The following is a 17507-nucleotide window of genomic DNA, read 5'->3' on the forward strand; positions in this document are numbered from 1 at the left end:
TGGAATCAATAAAAATAATAAAAGAAGTTTTTTCAGATAGAAATAATGAGTTTTTTATTCAGATATTTGTGTACAGAATACTTATTTACACAACAAAATGATTCAAAACGCTGTTTTAGAACAACTTCATAATTCACTTTCTGGTGATGTCCTTTTCGATAATTTACACAAAACTTTATACGCTACAGACGCTTCTGTATATCGTAAAATTCCTTTAGCGGTTGCTTACCCTAAAGATGAAAAAGATATTAAAACCTTAATTGATTTTGCTACAAAAAATAAAATTACACTAATACCTAGAACTGCTGGTACATCCTTAGCAGGACAATGTGTGGGTGATGGACTTGTAGTGGATGTTTCTAAACATTTTACCAACATTCTTTCTTTTGATGAAAAAGCAAAAACAATTACGTTACAACCAGGTGTTGTAAGAGATTCTTTAAACGTGTATTTAAAACCTTTTGGTTTGTTTTTTGGGCCAAACACCTCTACATCTAACCGATGTATGATGGGCGGAATGGTTGGTAACAACTCTTCTGGAAGTACCTCTATAAAATACGGTGCAACTCGTGATAAAGTAGTAGAAGTAAATGCTATTTTAAGTGATGGAAGCACTGCTGTTTTTAAAGAGATTACCTCTGCAGATTTTATCAAAAAAACAAAAGAAAACACCCAAGAAGGGCAAATCTATAAACATCTTTTTGATGAACTTTCTAACACAGAAAATCAACAAGAAATAAAAAATGAGTTTCCTAAAAAAACCATTCATAGAAGATGTACCGGTTACGCGGTTGATGAGTTATTAGTTTCAGATTTATTTGGCGGAACATCACCAACAGTAAATGTTGCAAAATTATTAACGGGTAGTGAGGGGACATTGGCTTTTTCAACATCAATTACGTTGCAATTAGACAAACTTCCTCCTACAGAAAGTATTATGGTTTGTACGCATTTTAAATCTATAAACGAGAGTTTAAATGCTACCATTATTGCTATGAATCACAATTTATATAATTGTGAGTTGATGGATAAAACCATTTTAGATTGTTCTAAAAACAATAGAGAATTAGCTAAAAATCGTTTCTTTTTACAAGGAGATCCAGAAGCTGTTTTAATGTTAGAAGTTTCTGCAAATACTATTGAAGAAGCAGAAATTTTAGCAGATAAATTAATTGCAGACTTAGAAAAAAATAACTTTGGCTATCATCACCCAAAAGTGTACGGAGCAGATATTGCTAAGGTGCATTATTTACGTAAAGCTGGTTTAGGTGCTTTGGCTAATATTGTTGGCGATAAAAAAGCGGTTGCTTGTATAGAAGATACCGCAGTTGCTTTAGAAGATTTGCCAAATTATATTAAAGAGTTTACCCAAATTATGACAAAATACCAACAAAATGCGGTGTATTATGCGCATGCTGGTGCTGGTGAATTGCATTTACGTCCGATTTTAAATTTAAAGAAAAAGGAAGATGTAGTTTTATTTAGAAAAATTACCACAGAAACGGCAGAGCTAGTAAAAAAATACAAAGGTTCTTTTTCTGGTGAACATGGAGACGGAATTGTGCGTGCAGAGTTTATTCCTTTAATGATTGGTGATAAAAATTATCAATTATTAAGACGATTAAAAAAAGCATTTGATCCTAACAACGTTTTTAACCAAGGTAAAATTACAGATGCTTTTGCGATGGATGAAAGCCTACGTTATGAAATTGGTAGAGATGAACCTACAATAAAAACCATTCAAGATTATTCTGATAGTGAAGGAATTTTAAAATTAGCAGAAAAATGTAATGGTTCTGGAGATTGTAGAAAACCTGTAGAAGCTGGCGGTACCATGTGCCCAAGTTACAGAGCTACAAAAGACGAAAAAGATACTACAAGAGCAAGAGCAAATACCTTGCGTGAGTTTTTAACCAACTCAGACCAAGCAAATAAATTTAATCACAAAGAGTTAAAACAAGTTTTTGACCTTTGTTTAAGCTGTAAAGCATGTGCGTCAGAATGCCCAAGTAATGTTGATATTGCTACGATGAAAGCAGAATTTTTATATCAATATCAAGAAGCAAACGGATATTCTTTTAGAAATAAATTATTTGCAAACAATGCTAAATACAATAAATTAGGAAGTGCTTTTCCTGCTATTACTAACTTTTTTACCAATTCTACACTTGCTAAAAAAGTTTTAGGTGTAGCAGTAGAGCGTTCAGTGCCTAAATTAGCCAATCAAACGTTGGCTAGTTGGTTAAAGAAGCATCATCCTAAAACATCTAAAAAAGCGGTTTATTTATTTAATGATGAATTCACGAATTTTTACGATGCAGAAATTGGACAAGATGCCGTTATTTTATTAGAAAAATTAGGCTACGAAGTAAAAACCGTTGCACATGATGAAAGCGGAAGAAGTCATATTTCTAAAGGATTTTTAAAAGAAGCGAAACAAATTTGTAATAACAATGTGGCTATTTTTAAAGATATTATAACAGACGAAACTCCGTTATTAGGTGTAGAACCTTCTGCAATTTTAGGATTTAGAGACGAATATATTCGTTTAGCTGATGATAAAGCATCCGCAGAAAAAATTGCGAAAAATAGTTTTACGTTCGAAGAGTTTTTAGCCAAAGAGTTAGAAAAAGGGAATATTGATACATCTCTATTTACAAATGACGCTAAGACTTTAAAAATACACGGACATTGTCATCAAAAAGCATTGTCTGGCACGCATGCTAGTTTTCAAATTTTAAATATCCCTAAAAACTATTCGGTAACAATTATCAATTCCGGTTGTTGCGGAATGGCAGGTTCTTTTGGGTATGAAAAAGAACATTATAAAGTTTCTATGCAAGTTGGTGAAGATACTTTGTTTCCAAAAATTAGAAACACCCCACAAGAAACGCAAATTGTTGCGGCAGGTACAAGTTGTAGACATCAAATTTTTGATGGTACAAAACGTGTTGCAAAACACCCAATAACTATTTTAAAAGAAGCATTAGCATAATGGCAAAATACAAAGCAGATTCAGAAAGATATAATAAAATGACCTACAGAAGAACAGGGAATAGCGGTTTGCTTTTACCTGAACTTTCTTTAGGTTTATGGCATAATTTTGGTAAAAATGATGATTTTGAGAATGCTCGAAATTTATTAAAATGTGCCTTCGATAACGGAATTACACATTTTGATTTGGCAAACAACTATGGACCTCCTTATGGTGCTGCAGAAAAAACGTTTGGTAAAATCTTAAAAAAAGATTTTAAAAAATACAGAGATGAATTGATTATTTCATCAAAAGCAGGTTTTGATATGTGGGAAGGTCCTTATGGAAATTTTGGCTCTAAGAAATATTTAATTTCTAGTTTAGACCAAAGTTTACAAAGAATGGACTTAGATTATGTTGATATTTTTTATCATCATAGACCCGATAAAGACACCCCTTTAGAAGAAACAATGGGTGCCTTAGATTTAATAGTAAGACAAGGAAAGGCTTTGTATGTTGGTATTTCTAACTATCAACCTAAAGAAGCAGAAAAAGCTTTTAAAATATTAAAAGATTTAGGAACGCCTTGTTTAATTCATCAACCTAGATATAGTTTATTTGATCGTTGGATAGAAGACGGATTGGTAGATTTATTAGGAAACTCTGGTGTTGGCGCTATTTGTTTTTCGCCTTTGGCACAAGGAATGTTAACCGACAAATATATTGATGGATTACCAAAAGACTCTAGAGCCGTAAAAGATGGTCGTTATTTAAAAACGGATAAAGTATTAGAAATGCTACCTAAAATTAAAGCATTAAACGAAGTTGCTAAAAGCAGAAATCAGAATTTAGCTCAAATGGCTATTTCTTGGATTTTAAAAGATGATAGAATTACGTCTGTATTAATTGGTGCAAGTAAAACTTCTCAAATTTTAGATAGTATAAAAGCAACTGAGAACACTATTTTTTCTGAGGAAGAATTAAAATTAATAAACGCTATTTTATAGCATAAAAAAAGCTCCTTTAAAAGGAGCTTTTTTTATGCTATATTTATTTAAAACCACTTATTAATCAGCAAGCTGATCATCTGCAATTAAAGCAAAGAATTTATCTAAATTTGGTAGAATTACAATTCTTGTTCTTCTATTTTTAGCTCTATTAGCGCTTGTTGTATTTTCTACTAAAGGCACAGTAGATCCTCTACCGGCAGCAATTAATCTGCTTCCTTCTATTTTATATTTACTTTCTAAAAGACGTACAATAGACGTTGCTCTTTTTACACTTAAATCCCAATTGTCTTGCACAGTAGCATTGTTAATTGTTCTAGAATCTGTATGACCTTCAATCATAACATCCATACTAGGTTCTGACTTAATAACGTTTGCTAATTTTTCAATTAAACTATAAGCACCTCTTTTAACTTTATAACTAGCCGTATTAAATAACAATTTATCAGAAACAGAAATCATAACCACTGTTTGATCAATATCTATATTAATATCATTAGAATTATTTAAATCTGAAGTATTCATCTTATTTTTTAAATTATAAGATATTGCCAAGTTTAAAGAATCTTTTAAAGTTTCTGCCTTAGAAAGCAACGCAGGATCTACTTTAGATAAAGTAGCTCTCATTCTCTCTCTAGTATTATTAGAAATAACGGCCGTTTTACCAACCATATCTAACTTTACATCATTGGCGTCTTGTAAGCTAGAGTTATCACTTTTTAAAGAATTAATTTTTTCGTTATAACGAGCAACTCTACTTTCAATTTTTGCAAATTTACCTTCTAAAGCTTCTTTTTCTAAAGTTGTTTTTTGAAGCGCTCCTTTAGTATTTGCATACTGATTTTCTAAAGCAACATACTTTTTTTTAGAAACACATGAGGTTGCCAATAAAGAGATGGCAACAACTGGAATAATTAATTTTCTCATTCTTTTACGTTTTATTTAATAGTTATACTCTAAACCCTAAAAAAGGTTAATTATTATAAATTGATATTAGTTTTAGTTCTTTTTAACTAAAAATGTTAAAAAACCCATAATAGCATTCAATTATGGGGTTTTCTTTCAATATATTATACAATAAATATGGGTTCTATTTATTTTAGTGAACTTAAACTACTTTTTATTGTTTCTATTTTTGCAATTGTATCAGACTCTTTTTTACGTTCTAATTCTAATACTTTTTCTGGAGCATTAGATACAAAACGCTCATTAGATAACTTCTTTGTAATTCCAAATAAGAAACCTTCTGCTCTTTTTAATTCTGCTTCTAGTTTTTTAATTTCAGCCTCAACATCTATATTTTCTATAGAAATAGGTACAAAGTATTCATTAGATTTAACTCTAAAGGATGCACCTTCTACTTTTTCTGAAACGTAGTTTATAACAGCAGTATTTGTTAATTTCTTAATAACAGCATCAAATTTTTTAGTGCTTTTATCATTATCAATTACAAACAATTCTACCGTATCTTTAAAAGAAATGTTTTTATCTTTTCTGATGGTTCTAATTCCTGATACAACTCCGGTTGCAAATTCGAAATCTTCAATAATCTTTGCATCAAAATCTTTAATTACTGGATATTTAGCAATAATTAAGGCTTCTTCTGGTTTTCTATCTGCAATGTATTGCCAAATATCTTCTGATAAAAATGGCATAAATGGATGCAATACTTTTAAGTTATTTTCTAAAACTTCTATAATAGCATCAAATGTCTTTTTATCTATTGGTTGTTGGTATGCTGGCTTAACAATCTCTAATAACCATGAAGAAAAATCATCATTAATTAATTTATAAATTGCCATTAAAGCATCACTTAAACGATATTTAGAAAAATGATCTTCTATTTCTGCTAACGTTTTTTGAAACTTTGCCTCATACCATTCTAAACCAATTTTAGACGTTTCTGGTTGCGATAAACTTGCATCTACTTCCCAACCTTTTATCAAACGGAAAGCATTCCAAATTTTATTGGCAAATCCTTTTCCTTGCTGACATAAATCTTCATCAAACATTAAATCGTTTCCGGCTGCAGAACTTAATAAAAGCCCTACTCTTACTCCGTCTGCTCCATAATCACTAATTAACTTTAAAGCATCTGGCGAGTTCCCTAAAGATTTAGACATTTTACGTCTTTGTTTATCTCTAACCAAACCAGTTAAATACACATTGTTAAAAGGCTTTTCGTCTTTATATTCATAACCTGCAACAATCATTCTTGCTACCCAAAAGAATAAAATATCTGGTCCGGTAACTAAATCGTTTGTTGGGTAATAATATTTAATTTCTTCGTTCTCTGGATTTCTAATTCCGTCGAAAACAGACATTGGCCATAACCAAGAAGAAAACCACGTATCTAGTGCATCTTCATCTTGTTTTAAGTCGTTAGTTGTTAGTGTTGAGTTTTTAGTTTTCTCTTTCGCAAGCTCAAGAGCAGCTTCAATATTCTCTGCAACTACAAAATCTTCTTTTCCGTCTCCGTAGAAAAAAGCAGGAATTTGTTGTCCCCACCAAAGTTGGCGAGAAATATTCCAATCGCGCACATTTTCCATCCAATGACGGTATGTGTTTTCAAATTTCTTTGGATATAAATTGATTTCTGCATCTTCTCCCAAAACTGCATCAATTGCAGGTTGCGCAAGATCTTTCATCTTTAAAAACCATTGATCAGACAATCTAGGTTCTATAACGGCTTTTGTTCTTTCTGAAGTACCCACTTTATGAACGTGAACTTCTGTTTTTACTAAAATTCCTTTTTCTTCTAACTCTTTAGCAACCTCTTTACGAACAACAAAACGATCTTTTCCTTGATAATGTAATCCGAAAGAATTTAAAGTAGCATCGTCATTAAAAATATCGATAACCTCTAAATTGTGTTTATCACCTAAATTTTTATCATTTTCATCGTGTGCAGGTGTTACTTTTAAACAACCTGTACCAAACTCTAAATCTACATATTCATCTTCTATAATAGGCACTACTCTATTAGATAAAGGTACAATTGCTTTTTTCCCTTTTAAATGCGTAAAACGCTCATCATTTGGGTTAATACAAATTGCAGTATCACCAAAAATAGTTTCTGGTCTTGTAGTTGCAATGGTTAAAGTAGCATCAGATCCTTCAATTTTATATTCTAAATAATACAAGTTTCCTTGTCTTTCTTCGTGAATTACTTCTTCATCAGAAAGTGTCGTTTTTGCTTCCGGATCCCAGTTTACCATTCTGTAACCTCTGTAAATTAAACCTTTGTTGTATAAATCAACAAAAACTTTAATTACAGATTCAGACATTTCCGGATCCATAGTAAAAGCAGTTCTTTCCCAATCGCAAGAAGCTCCTAGTTTTTTTAATTGTTCTAAGATAATTCCTCCGTATTCATCTTTCCAATCAAAGGCATGTTGTAAAAACTCTTCACGCGTTAAATCGCTTTTGCTTATACCTTGTTCTTTTAATTTGGCAACCACTTTTGCTTCTGTAGCAATAGATGCATGATCTGTACCGGGAACCCAACATGCATTTTTACCTAACAAACGTGCACGTCTTATCAATACATCTTGTATGGTATTGTTTAACATGTGTCCCATATGTAAAACCCCTGTTACGTTTGGCGGCGGAATTACAATTGTGTAAGGCTCTCTTTCATCTGGCGTAGAATGAAAATAGTTGTTTTTCATCCAGTAGTCGTACCATTTATCTTCTACTTGGCTTGCATCATATTTAGATGGAATTGTCATACTTTGGTATTGTTTTTGTAATATAGTTAGCAAAAGTACAATTATCTATTTTCTAGAGAAAATTAGTAGTTGATTTTTTAAAACAAATTATTAGTCTTAATTTTACAGTATAAAATATTTATTATGAAAACCTTTGGTACATTATTAGTAATCTTCTTTATTTCTTTTTCTATAAACGCGCAAGAATTTAAATTTGAAGAAGAAACAATTAACTATGGTAAAATTGATAAAAATTCTAATGGAGAAAGGGTATTTGTTTTTACAAATATTGGAGACCAACCATTAATTATAAAAAACATTCAGTCTTCTTGTGGTTGTACGGTTCCTAAAAAACCAGAACACCCAATTATGCCAGGAGAAAAAGGAGAAATTAAAGTTTCTTATGATACCAATAGAGTTGGTGGTTTTTCTAAAACAATTACTGTTTTTTCTAATGCAAAAAACCCTAGAAAGCCAATTAAAATTAAAGGTTTTGTGAATAAACAAATTTCTTTAGAAAAAGATAAAAGTGTGGTTACAGAGCATTAAACTTTTTTTTCTAAACGAAATTCAAATTTCATTTTTGTTCCATTTCGCATAACTGTAATTCTAATTTTCTTTTTATCTTTTTCTCGAAATTTGTGAATAATGTGTTCAATATCTAATTGATGGGCATGTTTTCCGTTGATATTTAGTATAATATCATCCTTTAATAAACCTGCTTTTTCTGCGGCTGAGTTTTTTACAACATGCCTAATAATAAAAACAGGTTTAAATTTAAAAGAATATTTAGTACCAAAAGACACCGTATTTTTATCTGACAATTCGTTATTAAAAATATCTGTAAACTTTTCTACGGTTTCTTCTTTTACTAATTGTTTGCCATTATAACCAATATCTAGCCCACTCATATTATAATTAAAATCTGAAGAAAAGGAACCATTCTTTTTTAAAGTAATTTTTTTATTCGGATAATCAATCCAAACTTTAAACCTACTTAAAATACCGCCTCCCATACTGCCGTTTCTTGCTTTAAATTTTCTAGCGTTGTGAGTAGATACTGAATCTAAAAAAGAAACCGTTGGATTTTTAATTACAAACCTACCTAATTTAAATTTAGAGGCTCTACTTCTATTTCCAAAAATAGATCCACTTAATCCTTCGCCTAAAATATCTTTAAAAAATAATTTAGGTGTTCTAATCATTTTTTTAGAATTTTCGAAAAGCCATACCGCATCACTTCCTCCAGAATCTACCAATAATTTTACATCTGTATATGTATTACCAATAGTATCTAAGCTAACTTTAGCATTAATATAAGGTTTCTTTCTATAAAACTGAAACGGAATTGTTTCACATTTTTTACACTTTTTGTAACTAAATGTTTTAGGATTGTAAAAATGAATTTTTTTAGTTTTATAATTAATCTTTACAATTACGTTTCTTAATAAATTATATCCAATAATACCATGTATGGTTGCTCCCATTTTGCTTGATAAATCAAAAAAATCTTTTAAAACAACATAAATAGTCTCGCTATTACTTTCTAAACCTTTTATTTTAAACGTATTTTCTTTAGAAATTAAAGCATCTACGGCATCTCCACTACCTAAACCACGTAACTGAACACTTGAAGTATTTAACAAACCAATACTATCTTTATCGGTTAAACTAAATAGAATCGTTTTATTAACACCTGTATCTAAAATAAAAGACAATTCCTTACCATTAATCTCTATAGGAATTACAATTAAATTATTAATCAGTCTAAAACGAATTTGCTCTGTATGTTTTACTCCATTAAAATAAAACCCCGTTTGAGAAATCGCCTCAAATGAAAAAAATAATGATACAATAATAAGAAAGCAAGTTTTTATCAAATTTATTTATTTTACAAATACAATATAAGATTTTAAACGATACCATTTCTAAAACATCTCATGTTAAAGTTTCTTTAATATACTCTTTTAAATAAAATATATTTCGGAAATTCGCATAAACAAATATTTAAAACATAACTATGCCTGCAATATCTAAGAAAGGATTAAAAATGCCAGAATCACCAATTAGAAAATTGGTACCATATGCCGAAGATGCTAAAAAAAGAGGTGTTAAAGTATTTCATTTAAATATAGGTCAACCAGATATAAAAACACCACAAGTAGCCTTAGATGCTGTAAAAAATAATACAATTACAACATTAGCGTATGCGCGTTCTGAAGGTTCTGAAGAATATAGAAACAAACTTGTTTCTTACTATAAAAAACACAATGTAAATGTTACTGCAGACAATATTGTAATTACAACAGGAGGATCTGAAGCCTTAATTTTTTCTATTGGTAGTATTACAGACCCAGGTGATGAAATTATTATCCCTGAGCCTTTTTATGCAAATTACAACGGATTTTCTACCGCTTCTGGCGTTACAGTTGTTCCCGTAATTTCTAAAATTGAAAACAATTTTGCCTTACCAAAAATTGAAGAATTTGAAAAATTAATCACAAAGAAAACAAAAGCAATTTTAATTTGTAACCCTGGTAATCCTACCGGATATTTATACTCTAAAGAAGAAATTCAGAAATTAAAAGAAATTGTTTTAAAACACGATTTATATTTAATTGCTGATGAAGTGTATAGAGAATTTACTTATGATGGTTTAACACATACCTCTGTTTTGTCTTTAGAAGGTTTAGATCAAAATGCTATTATTATAGATTCTGTTTCTAAACGTTACAGCATGTGTGGTGCAAGAATTGGTTGTATTGTTTCTAAAAATAAAGACTTTATAAAAACGGCTATTAAATTTGCACAAACACGTTTAAGTCCACCAACGTATGCATTAATTGCCAGTGAAGCTGCTTTAGAAACACCTCAACAATATTTTGATGATGTAAAAGAAGAGTATGTAGAAAGAAGAAATACACTAATTGCTGAGTTAAGTAAAATTGATGGTGTAAAAGTGGCAAATCCAAAAGGCGCTTTTTACTGTGTTGCCCAATTGCCTGTAAATGATGCTGATCATTTTGCAAAGTGGTTATTAGAAGATTTTAATTTAAATAACGAAACCGTTATGGTAGCCCCTGCTAGTGGATTTTATTCTACGGAAGGTGAAGGTAAAAACCAAATTAGAATGGCCTATGTTTTAAACAAAAGCGATTTAATTAGATCTGTAGAAATTTTAGGTGAAGCTTTAAAAGTTTATAAAGATTAGTTTAACTGGTACTATAAAAATAGTAGCGAATTAAAAAACTAATTTATAAGATTTTAAGTAAAAAATGATAAAAGCTGACATCAATATTAAAATAGTAAAAGCTAGTATTGAACATGCTGAGTTAATTGCCGAAATTGGTAAAAAAGCATTTTTAGAATCTCACGGACATAGTGCTTCCGTAGAAGACATGAATAGTTTTATTTCTAAGACTTACAATAAAACAAGTATATCTAAGGAGTTTAAAAACATAAAAACCCAGTATCATATTATCTATGTTGATGATAAAGTTGCTGGGTTTTCTAAAATTGAATTGAACTCTGCAAACAAAGATATTGATGATTTAAATGTAACTAAACTAGATAGAATATATCTTTTAAAGAAGTTTTACGGACAAAAATTAGGTACTAAACTATTAGATTTTAATATTCAATTATCAAAAAAACATCATCAGAAAGGTATTTGGTTGGCAGTTTGGGTAGAGAACCTAAGAGCCCTAAATTTTTATACAAAAAGAGGTTTTATGATTGTAGGTAAATATAATTTCAAAATATCTGAAACTAAATCAAATCCTAATCATATCATGTTTCTTAAATACGAGTAGTAATAATTAAATTTATAAAAAAAATGAAAAACATAGTATTCGCAATTATGATGTTAACAACAATCATATCGTGTAAAAAACATAATGGAAATGAAAATAACCTAACTGTAGTTGATAAAAATATGTCTCAAGAAACAGTGATCTCTGTAACCGGAAAAACATTTGAATATAATTACGGAGACTCTGTGTATGAAGTGCATTTCAAATCAGAAAACATTCTACATTGGAAATGTATAAAAGGAGAAGAAAAAGATAGAGAAGAAGATGAAAACTACTCTAAACAAAGACTTAATAATTATACCTTATTTCTTTCTTGGATTGAAAAAGATGGCTTAGGTGTTAGTCAAGTGGTTAATTTAAAGAAAAACTCTGTCAATACTTTTTTAACAATTCAAAAAGAAATTATACCAATATCAGGAACAATTCGTGAGTTAAAAAAATAAAACTGGTTAAATTTAGAGCAGTATAATTTTAAACTTGGTAATAACGCACAACCCGACTTTTTGATAAAGTTTAAACTAAATAAAAGTCAATTAAAAAAACTAATGATATGTCTGGAGAAACAAATTTAGCCGAATTAATAAAAAGGATGACTCCGAAGTTAAATGACGGAGAATATGTGTTTTCTACCGTAAAAGAGATCGATATTATAGATCGAAAAGACACCATTTGTGAATTTAAAGAAAAAGAAGGGACAACAATTGTTATAGAAAGGAAAAAAGCAGATAAACTAAACCTTAAGTACCATTATGTTGCTTCTTGGATTACACTTACCATTCACTCGTCTCTTGATGCAGTTGGTTTAACAGCAATATTTTCAACAGAATTAGCTAAAAATAATATTAGCTGTAATGTAATTGCAGGTTATTTTCATGATCATATTTTTGTAGATAAAAAAGACGCAGAAAAAGCAATTAAAGTTTTGATTGCATTATCTGAAAAGCAGCTATAAAAACAAGTAACAACACGTTAAAAATTGGAAATGAAAAAAATATTTTTAGTAGTTATAGTAAGCATAACTTGTTTAAATTATAGTTTTAGCCAAGAATTACAAGACGGAGAAAAAAGATGGAGTACTGATAAAAAATTAGCTTTAAACGATTTTAAAATAAAAACTAGTGACAACAATAATCAAAATGTTTACAGTCAATTTGTAATTTCATATTCTGCAAAAGGATTTGATTTTTTGAAAAAAAATCTAAATAAAAACGTTGAAAATTTATTTTCAGGAAACGCTTCTTGGATAGATACCTCTAATGTAAAGAATATTGATAAACAAATAGAATTTCAGCAAATGCAATTTGATCTTGCCGAAATTCACGCTCGGAAATTTAGACAGCAATTATTTTTAAAGAAATGGAAAATAACCAGAGGTTTTGACATTCTAAAAAAGCTTAGTAATAAAATAATGGCCGAATTTTCCGAACAAAGAATGATCCTAATTAAAGAAACAGAAGGTGGTATAAATAAAGAAAAATTATTGGAGTGGAAAGAAAAAATTTCTAAAGACCTAAAAGAGCTATATGAATTTAGGTTTGAAAATAAGAAGAAAATAAAACGAAAAAAGTAAAACTTATAAGCAGTATATTAGATAAAAAATTGCGAATCCAATATACATCAAAAACACTTACTTTAAAGTGATGTAAAAGAATAAATAACGTTATAAATTTACAGAAAAAAAATGAATATACTAAAAAACATATCACTAAAAAACTACAACACATTTGGTATTTCTGTAAATGCCAAACGTTTTATTTCTGTAGATTCTGTATATCAATTACAGCAACTTTTAAAGGTTGAAAAAGACCTCTTTTTAATTTCTGGAGGAAGTAATATGTTGCTTACAAAAGATATTGAAAAGTTAGTTGTTCATATTGATATTAAAGGTATTTCTATTGATAATGAAGATGACAATGCAGCATACATTACAGTAAATGCTGGTGAAAATTGGCACGATTTTGTGCTTTGGTGTGTTTCTGAAAACTATGGTGGTATAGAAAATTTATCACTAATACCTGGTAACGTAGGTACCTGTCCTATTCAGAATATTGGTGCTTATGGCGTAGAGGTAAAAGATACCATTACAAAAGTAGAAGCATTAGAAATTGAAACAGGTAAACTAGTTCAGTTTTCTAATGAAGTCTGTAATTTTGGTTATAGAAACTCTATTTTTAAAAATGAAGAAAAAGGGAAATATATCATTACTTCTGTTAGTTTTAAGTTGACAAAAAACAACCATAACCTAAACTCTTCATACGGAGCTATAGAAACAGAATTAATATCTAAAAACATAAAAAAACCAACTTTAAAAGATATTTCTGATGCTGTAATTGCTATTAGAAAATCGAAACTTCCAGACCCTAAAGAAATAGGAAATAGTGGTAGTTTTTTTAAAAACCCAGTAATAGCAACTTCTCAATTTTTAGAACTTCAAAAAGAATATACCAACATACCAAGTTATAAAATATCGGATACTGAAGTGAAAGTTCCTGCAGGTTGGTTAATAGAACAAGCAGGTTTTAAAGGAAAACGTTTTGGTAACTATGGCGTTCATGAAAAACAAGCCTTAGTATTGGTAAATTACGGAAATGCTACTGGGAACGAAATTTATCAGCTTGCTGAAAAAATAAAAGAAACCATCTTTAAAAAATTTGGAATTCCTTTAGAAATTGAAGTGAATATTATTGCATAAAAAACCTCATCAAATTAACGATGAGGTTAGAGTTAGAAATATAATATTCCCCCGAAAACTATATTTCTAATTTTAATGTTTTAATATCTGCAATTAATTGTTTTACAGAGTTCTTGCTTAAACCATTGTAAATGCCTCTAATATGTTTATTTTTATCAATAAGTACAAAGTTTTCTGTGTGTAAAAAATCATCAATGCTTTTTGGTTTCCCTAAATCTTCTTCTACAAAATAAGATTTTCTGCCTAAGTCGTAAATTTCTTTTTTATCACCTGTAACCAAATGCCAGTTCTTACCAATTTCTTTATCTAAAGCATATTTTTTTAACTGCGCTACAGAATCTATGCTAGGCGTTACAGAATGTGAAAGCAATAAAACATTGTCATCATCTTTAAAAGCATCTTGTACTAAAGACATATTACTTGTCATTTTCGGGCAAATACCAGGACACGTGGTAAAGAAAAAATCGGCTACATAAATTTTATTTTCAAATGTTTTTTGAGTAATATTTACTCCGTTCTGATCTGTCAAACTAAAATCTGGAATGGTATGAAAAGTTTTTAATTGATCACTTTTAGCAGCTATCCATTTAGGTGTAAATGAAGCTTCATTATAATAAGGTAAAACGTCCGTTTTACTTGAAATTTCTTTATGATCTGTTTTTTTACAACTTAAAAAAAGAAGTAAACTCACTATAAAAAAACTATATATCTTTCTTTTCTTCAACTTTTTCATTTTTTAATTGATAACATAAATTTGCACGCTTCATACCAAAGGTTCTACCATTTTTAGCTTCATAGTTTACATAAATCTTACCATTTTGTAACCAAGCTCTTTGCAAACCATTTTCACTTCCCTTTAATAAATGTCTTTCTTTAGACATTGTTCCATCTGAGTACCATTGGCGCTCTACTCCTTCTAACTTACCCATTTTATAGTTTGCATCAAAAGCTAAAGTTCCGTTTTGCCACCAAGCTTTATAACTCCCTACAAGTACGTTTTGTTGATAATGCGAAGCCATTTTTAAAACACCACTTTTAAACCAAACTTTGTAAACACCTTCTTTTTTACCATTGTAAAAACCGGTTTTTTCTTTTAAAGTATCATTGGCGTGATATTTTACTGCAAATCCGTTAAAAAGGGTATTCTTATAATACCAATTCCCTTCATTACCATTTAAAACTAAGCTGTCTTTATGAACAACAATCTCACTGTTGATTTCTACTTTTTTTACAACAGCATCCTTTTTTGCACTATTGGTTGAAGAATTACAACCAATAACACAAATTAAAAAAAGGGGAAATAATAATGTTAAAAACCTCATTTTAGTAACCTTGGTAAGGACCTTCAAAAGCAATATAAGAACCTGTAGTAGCATATAATTCGTTAATAATATGGTAATGATACTCCTCTATTCCATCTGAATGTTGTGTTACAGAAGTATGACCTCCAGAAGTATCTAAATCTGTAGGATACGTACCGGTAGCGTTACATTTTCTACCATATAAGAAAACTCCATCTAATAAAATACCAACTAAGTTCTTATCATCATTAGAAAATGCTTTTGGTTCTAAATGGTAATGATATACTCCAGGTCCAATGTGTGCTCCTGTCCAATCTAAACTTGCTGCCGCTTGATCTAAAGCTCCGTTTCCTTCTTGATCGTTAAATATAGAAGCTCCACTAACTGCAATACCTATTGTGTTTAATTGCGTACTAACTGTACTACCTGTTAAATTTGGAGTAGCATCTACCGTAATGGTGGTTGCATTATTATTACTAGAAATAATAGAAGGCGTTGTAGCTACACCGGATTCTTCTCTATATAATTCATTTCCTTCTCCCCAATAAACAGTTTCATGATTTGGCAAACCTGTGGTTTCTATGGTAACAGTGGTACCTCCGTTAGATAAATAAATATCTGTAGCATCTGTATTAAACTCGGCATACGCTGCATGTAATTCTGTAATTACGGTATCAGTATCGCTAACATCTACATCTGTCGCATTCTCTTCTGTATCTGAAGTACAAGAAACAAAGGCAGAAAAAAGTAATACAATAAGTGATGTGGTTTTGATAAATTGGTTTTTCATTTTTTTAGTGGTTTTGGGTTATTTAATATTTAGATGCAAGTTCTATAATAAACTTGCGTTTTATTTTCTATTTGGTTTTGCACCTTTCTCTAATTCTTCTTTAGAAATGTATCCGTCTTTGTTACTATCAACCTTAGCAAAATGTTCTTTTAATGGCCCCTTAACTTCTTTTTCTGATAACTTTCCATCTTTATTAGTATCCATCATTTTTAATAGTTCATCAAAACCTTTACGTCCACCTTCTTTTCTTCCTTCATTTCCCTCTCTAGGCGGACCTCTTCTTTCAGTTTCTTTAATCTCTCCCATTAAACATCTGCTTACATACGGAAACTCATTTGTAACCAAATACATATATTTTCCATCTATTGTAATTCCGTTACATTCATCTAAATCACCCGAATTTGCTACATATTCAAAATCTGAACCGTACGTTCCATCATGATCGTCGTTTAAAGCTATTTTTATGGTTTCTTTCGGATTTTCATAAACACAATCTTCTCCCTCTCTCGTACCTTCTAATAATTTATAACTCGGTTTGTAAGCATTACTTTTAGAATAATAAATAGGAAAACCATCGTGAGCAAAACCAACGTGTACCAAATCTTTTCCGGTATCAAATTCTTCTATTACAGAAGTTGGAGTTCCGTGATAATGATACTCTCCTGTTGGCTGTACGTGCGCATGATTAAAATCGAGCCCGAGATCTATGACATCCTGAAAAGCTTCTACTCTATAGTTTTCTCCTGTTTCACAAACAACAACTTCTGCGGTTCCTGGTTCAAACTTTACTCCGTTTAACGCAACTCCTGGTTCTCTAACCCAAGTTGACTTCCCTGTATACTTGGGGTTTACAGGAAAGGTGTATGTTTTATTCTGTGCAGAAATTGTATTCGGATTTCCTTTTCTTGGAAAAGCTCCTGTTTTATGATCTGGCAATGCATTTGTAACCATTTTTCGCTCATTGTCTGATACAGTAACAATAGTCTTTGTTCCAAAAATTTTACTGATCAAACTATAAGAGTCAAAGTAGCCTGCACCTATGTGTGTGTGACTTTCTGTTTCTCCATTATGCGTATGCTTGGTTGCTTGACTTTTACAGCCTATAAATAGAATACTGGCTAATATGGGTATGAAATACTTTTTCATTTTTTTAATTGTTTTATAAATCTTTAGATGTCTTCTAATAAAATAACTTGTGTTCTTTAACTTATTTTAACAAAA

General features: G+C 30.2%; 16 protein-coding genes. 9 read left to right on the plus strand and 7 right to left on the minus strand.

Features of this window, described 5'->3' with window-relative positions:
• The first annotated feature begins 97 nt into the window (after window positions 1–97).
• Window positions 98–2995 (plus strand): FAD-binding and (Fe-S)-binding domain-containing protein, encoded by a 2898-nt coding sequence (locus WG951_RS03865; RefSeq protein ID WP_105048885.1) that lies wholly within the window; start codon window positions 98–100, stop codon window positions 2993–2995.
• A complete protein-coding gene (locus WG951_RS03870; RefSeq protein ID WP_211296711.1) occupies window positions 2995–3981 on the plus strand; it encodes an aldo/keto reductase in 987 nt (328 codons plus the stop codon). Before WG951_RS03865 ends, WG951_RS03870 begins: the two co-directional genes overlap by 1 nt.
• 60 nt (window positions 3982–4041) lie before the next feature.
• Here WG951_RS03870 and WG951_RS03875 read toward each other — a convergent pair whose 3' ends face one another.
• Window positions 4042–4908, minus strand: coding sequence for an OmpA/MotB family protein (locus WG951_RS03875; RefSeq protein WP_105048887.1), 867 nt, complete (start codon window positions 4906–4908; stop codon window positions 4042–4044).
• Window positions 4909–5075: 167 nt separating this feature from the next.
• On the minus strand, window positions 5076–7712 hold the full coding sequence (locus WG951_RS03880) for a valine--tRNA ligase (RefSeq protein WP_105048888.1): 2637 nt from the start codon (window positions 7710–7712) through the stop codon (window positions 5076–5078).
• Window positions 7713–7835: 123 nt separating this feature from the next.
• Between WG951_RS03880 and WG951_RS03885 the strand changes: the two genes are divergently transcribed.
• On the plus strand, window positions 7836–8240 hold the full coding sequence (locus WG951_RS03885) for a DUF1573 domain-containing protein (RefSeq protein WP_105048889.1): 405 nt from the start codon (window positions 7836–7838) through the stop codon (window positions 8238–8240).
• Here the strand turns inward: WG951_RS03885 and WG951_RS03890 are convergent.
• On the minus strand, window positions 8237–9571 hold the full coding sequence (locus WG951_RS03890; protein WP_245893503.1) for an aspartyl protease family protein: 1335 nt from the start codon (window positions 9569–9571) through the stop codon (window positions 8237–8239). The two genes, WG951_RS03885 and WG951_RS03890, sit on opposite strands and share 4 nt — an antisense overlap.
• A gap of 140 nt (window positions 9572–9711) precedes the next feature.
• Here WG951_RS03890 and WG951_RS03895 point away from each other — a divergent pair, with 140 nt between their 5' ends.
• From WG951_RS03895 to murB, 6 genes are all read left to right on the plus strand, one after another.
• Window positions 9712–10902, plus strand: coding sequence for a pyridoxal phosphate-dependent aminotransferase (locus tag WG951_RS03895; protein ID WP_105048891.1), 1191 nt, complete (start codon window positions 9712–9714; stop codon window positions 10900–10902).
• A gap of 64 nt (window positions 10903–10966) precedes the next feature.
• A complete protein-coding gene (locus WG951_RS03900) occupies window positions 10967–11503 on the plus strand; it encodes a GNAT family N-acetyltransferase (RefSeq protein WP_245893504.1) in 537 nt (178 codons plus the stop codon).
• A gap of 23 nt (window positions 11504–11526) precedes the next feature.
• Window positions 11527–11946 (plus strand): MoaF-related domain-containing protein, encoded by a 420-nt coding sequence (locus WG951_RS03905; protein WP_146105264.1) that lies wholly within the window; start codon window positions 11527–11529, stop codon window positions 11944–11946.
• 107 nt (window positions 11947–12053) lie between these two features.
• Entirely contained in the window at window positions 12054–12455 is a 402-nt protein-coding gene (locus WG951_RS03910) for an ACT domain-containing protein (RefSeq protein WP_105048893.1), read from the plus strand.
• A gap of 30 nt (window positions 12456–12485) precedes the next feature.
• Window positions 12486–13073: a hypothetical protein gene (locus tag WG951_RS03915; RefSeq protein WP_146105265.1), complete on the plus strand. Its 588-nt coding sequence runs from the start codon at window positions 12486–12488 to the stop codon at window positions 13071–13073.
• A 111-nt stretch (window positions 13074–13184) separates the two neighbouring features.
• The gene (gene murB / locus WG951_RS03920; protein WP_105048895.1) at window positions 13185–14195 is read left to right on the plus strand and encodes a UDP-N-acetylmuramate dehydrogenase; all 1011 of its coding nucleotides are present in this window, start codon (window positions 13185–13187) and stop codon (window positions 14193–14195) included.
• Window positions 14196–14253: 58 nt separating this feature from the next.
• Here murB and WG951_RS03925 read toward each other — a convergent pair whose 3' ends face one another.
• From WG951_RS03925 to WG951_RS03940, 4 genes are read right to left on the minus strand one after another with little or no spacing between them, the layout of a single operon-like run.
• Window positions 14254–14928 (minus strand): SCO family protein, encoded by a 675-nt coding sequence (locus WG951_RS03925; RefSeq protein ID WP_105048896.1) that lies wholly within the window; start codon window positions 14926–14928, stop codon window positions 14254–14256.
• Window positions 14897–15517, minus strand: coding sequence for a toxin-antitoxin system YwqK family antitoxin (locus tag WG951_RS03930; RefSeq protein WP_105048897.1), 621 nt, complete (start codon window positions 15515–15517; stop codon window positions 14897–14899). The genes WG951_RS03925 and WG951_RS03930 overlap by 32 nt, the downstream gene beginning before the upstream one ends.
• A 1-nt stretch (window position 15518) precedes the next feature.
• Window positions 15519–16286, minus strand: coding sequence for a YHYH protein (locus WG951_RS03935; RefSeq protein ID WP_105048898.1), 768 nt, complete (start codon window positions 16284–16286; stop codon window positions 15519–15521).
• A gap of 60 nt (window positions 16287–16346) precedes the next feature.
• Entirely contained in the window at window positions 16347–17432 is a 1086-nt protein-coding gene (locus tag WG951_RS03940) for a YHYH protein (RefSeq protein WP_105048899.1), read from the minus strand.
• Between the last annotated feature and the right edge of the window lie 75 nt (window positions 17433–17507).

The sequence above is a fragment of the Polaribacter butkevichii genome, from assembly GCF_038024105.1.
GTDB lineage: Bacteria > Bacteroidota > Bacteroidia > Flavobacteriales > Flavobacteriaceae > Polaribacter > Polaribacter butkevichii.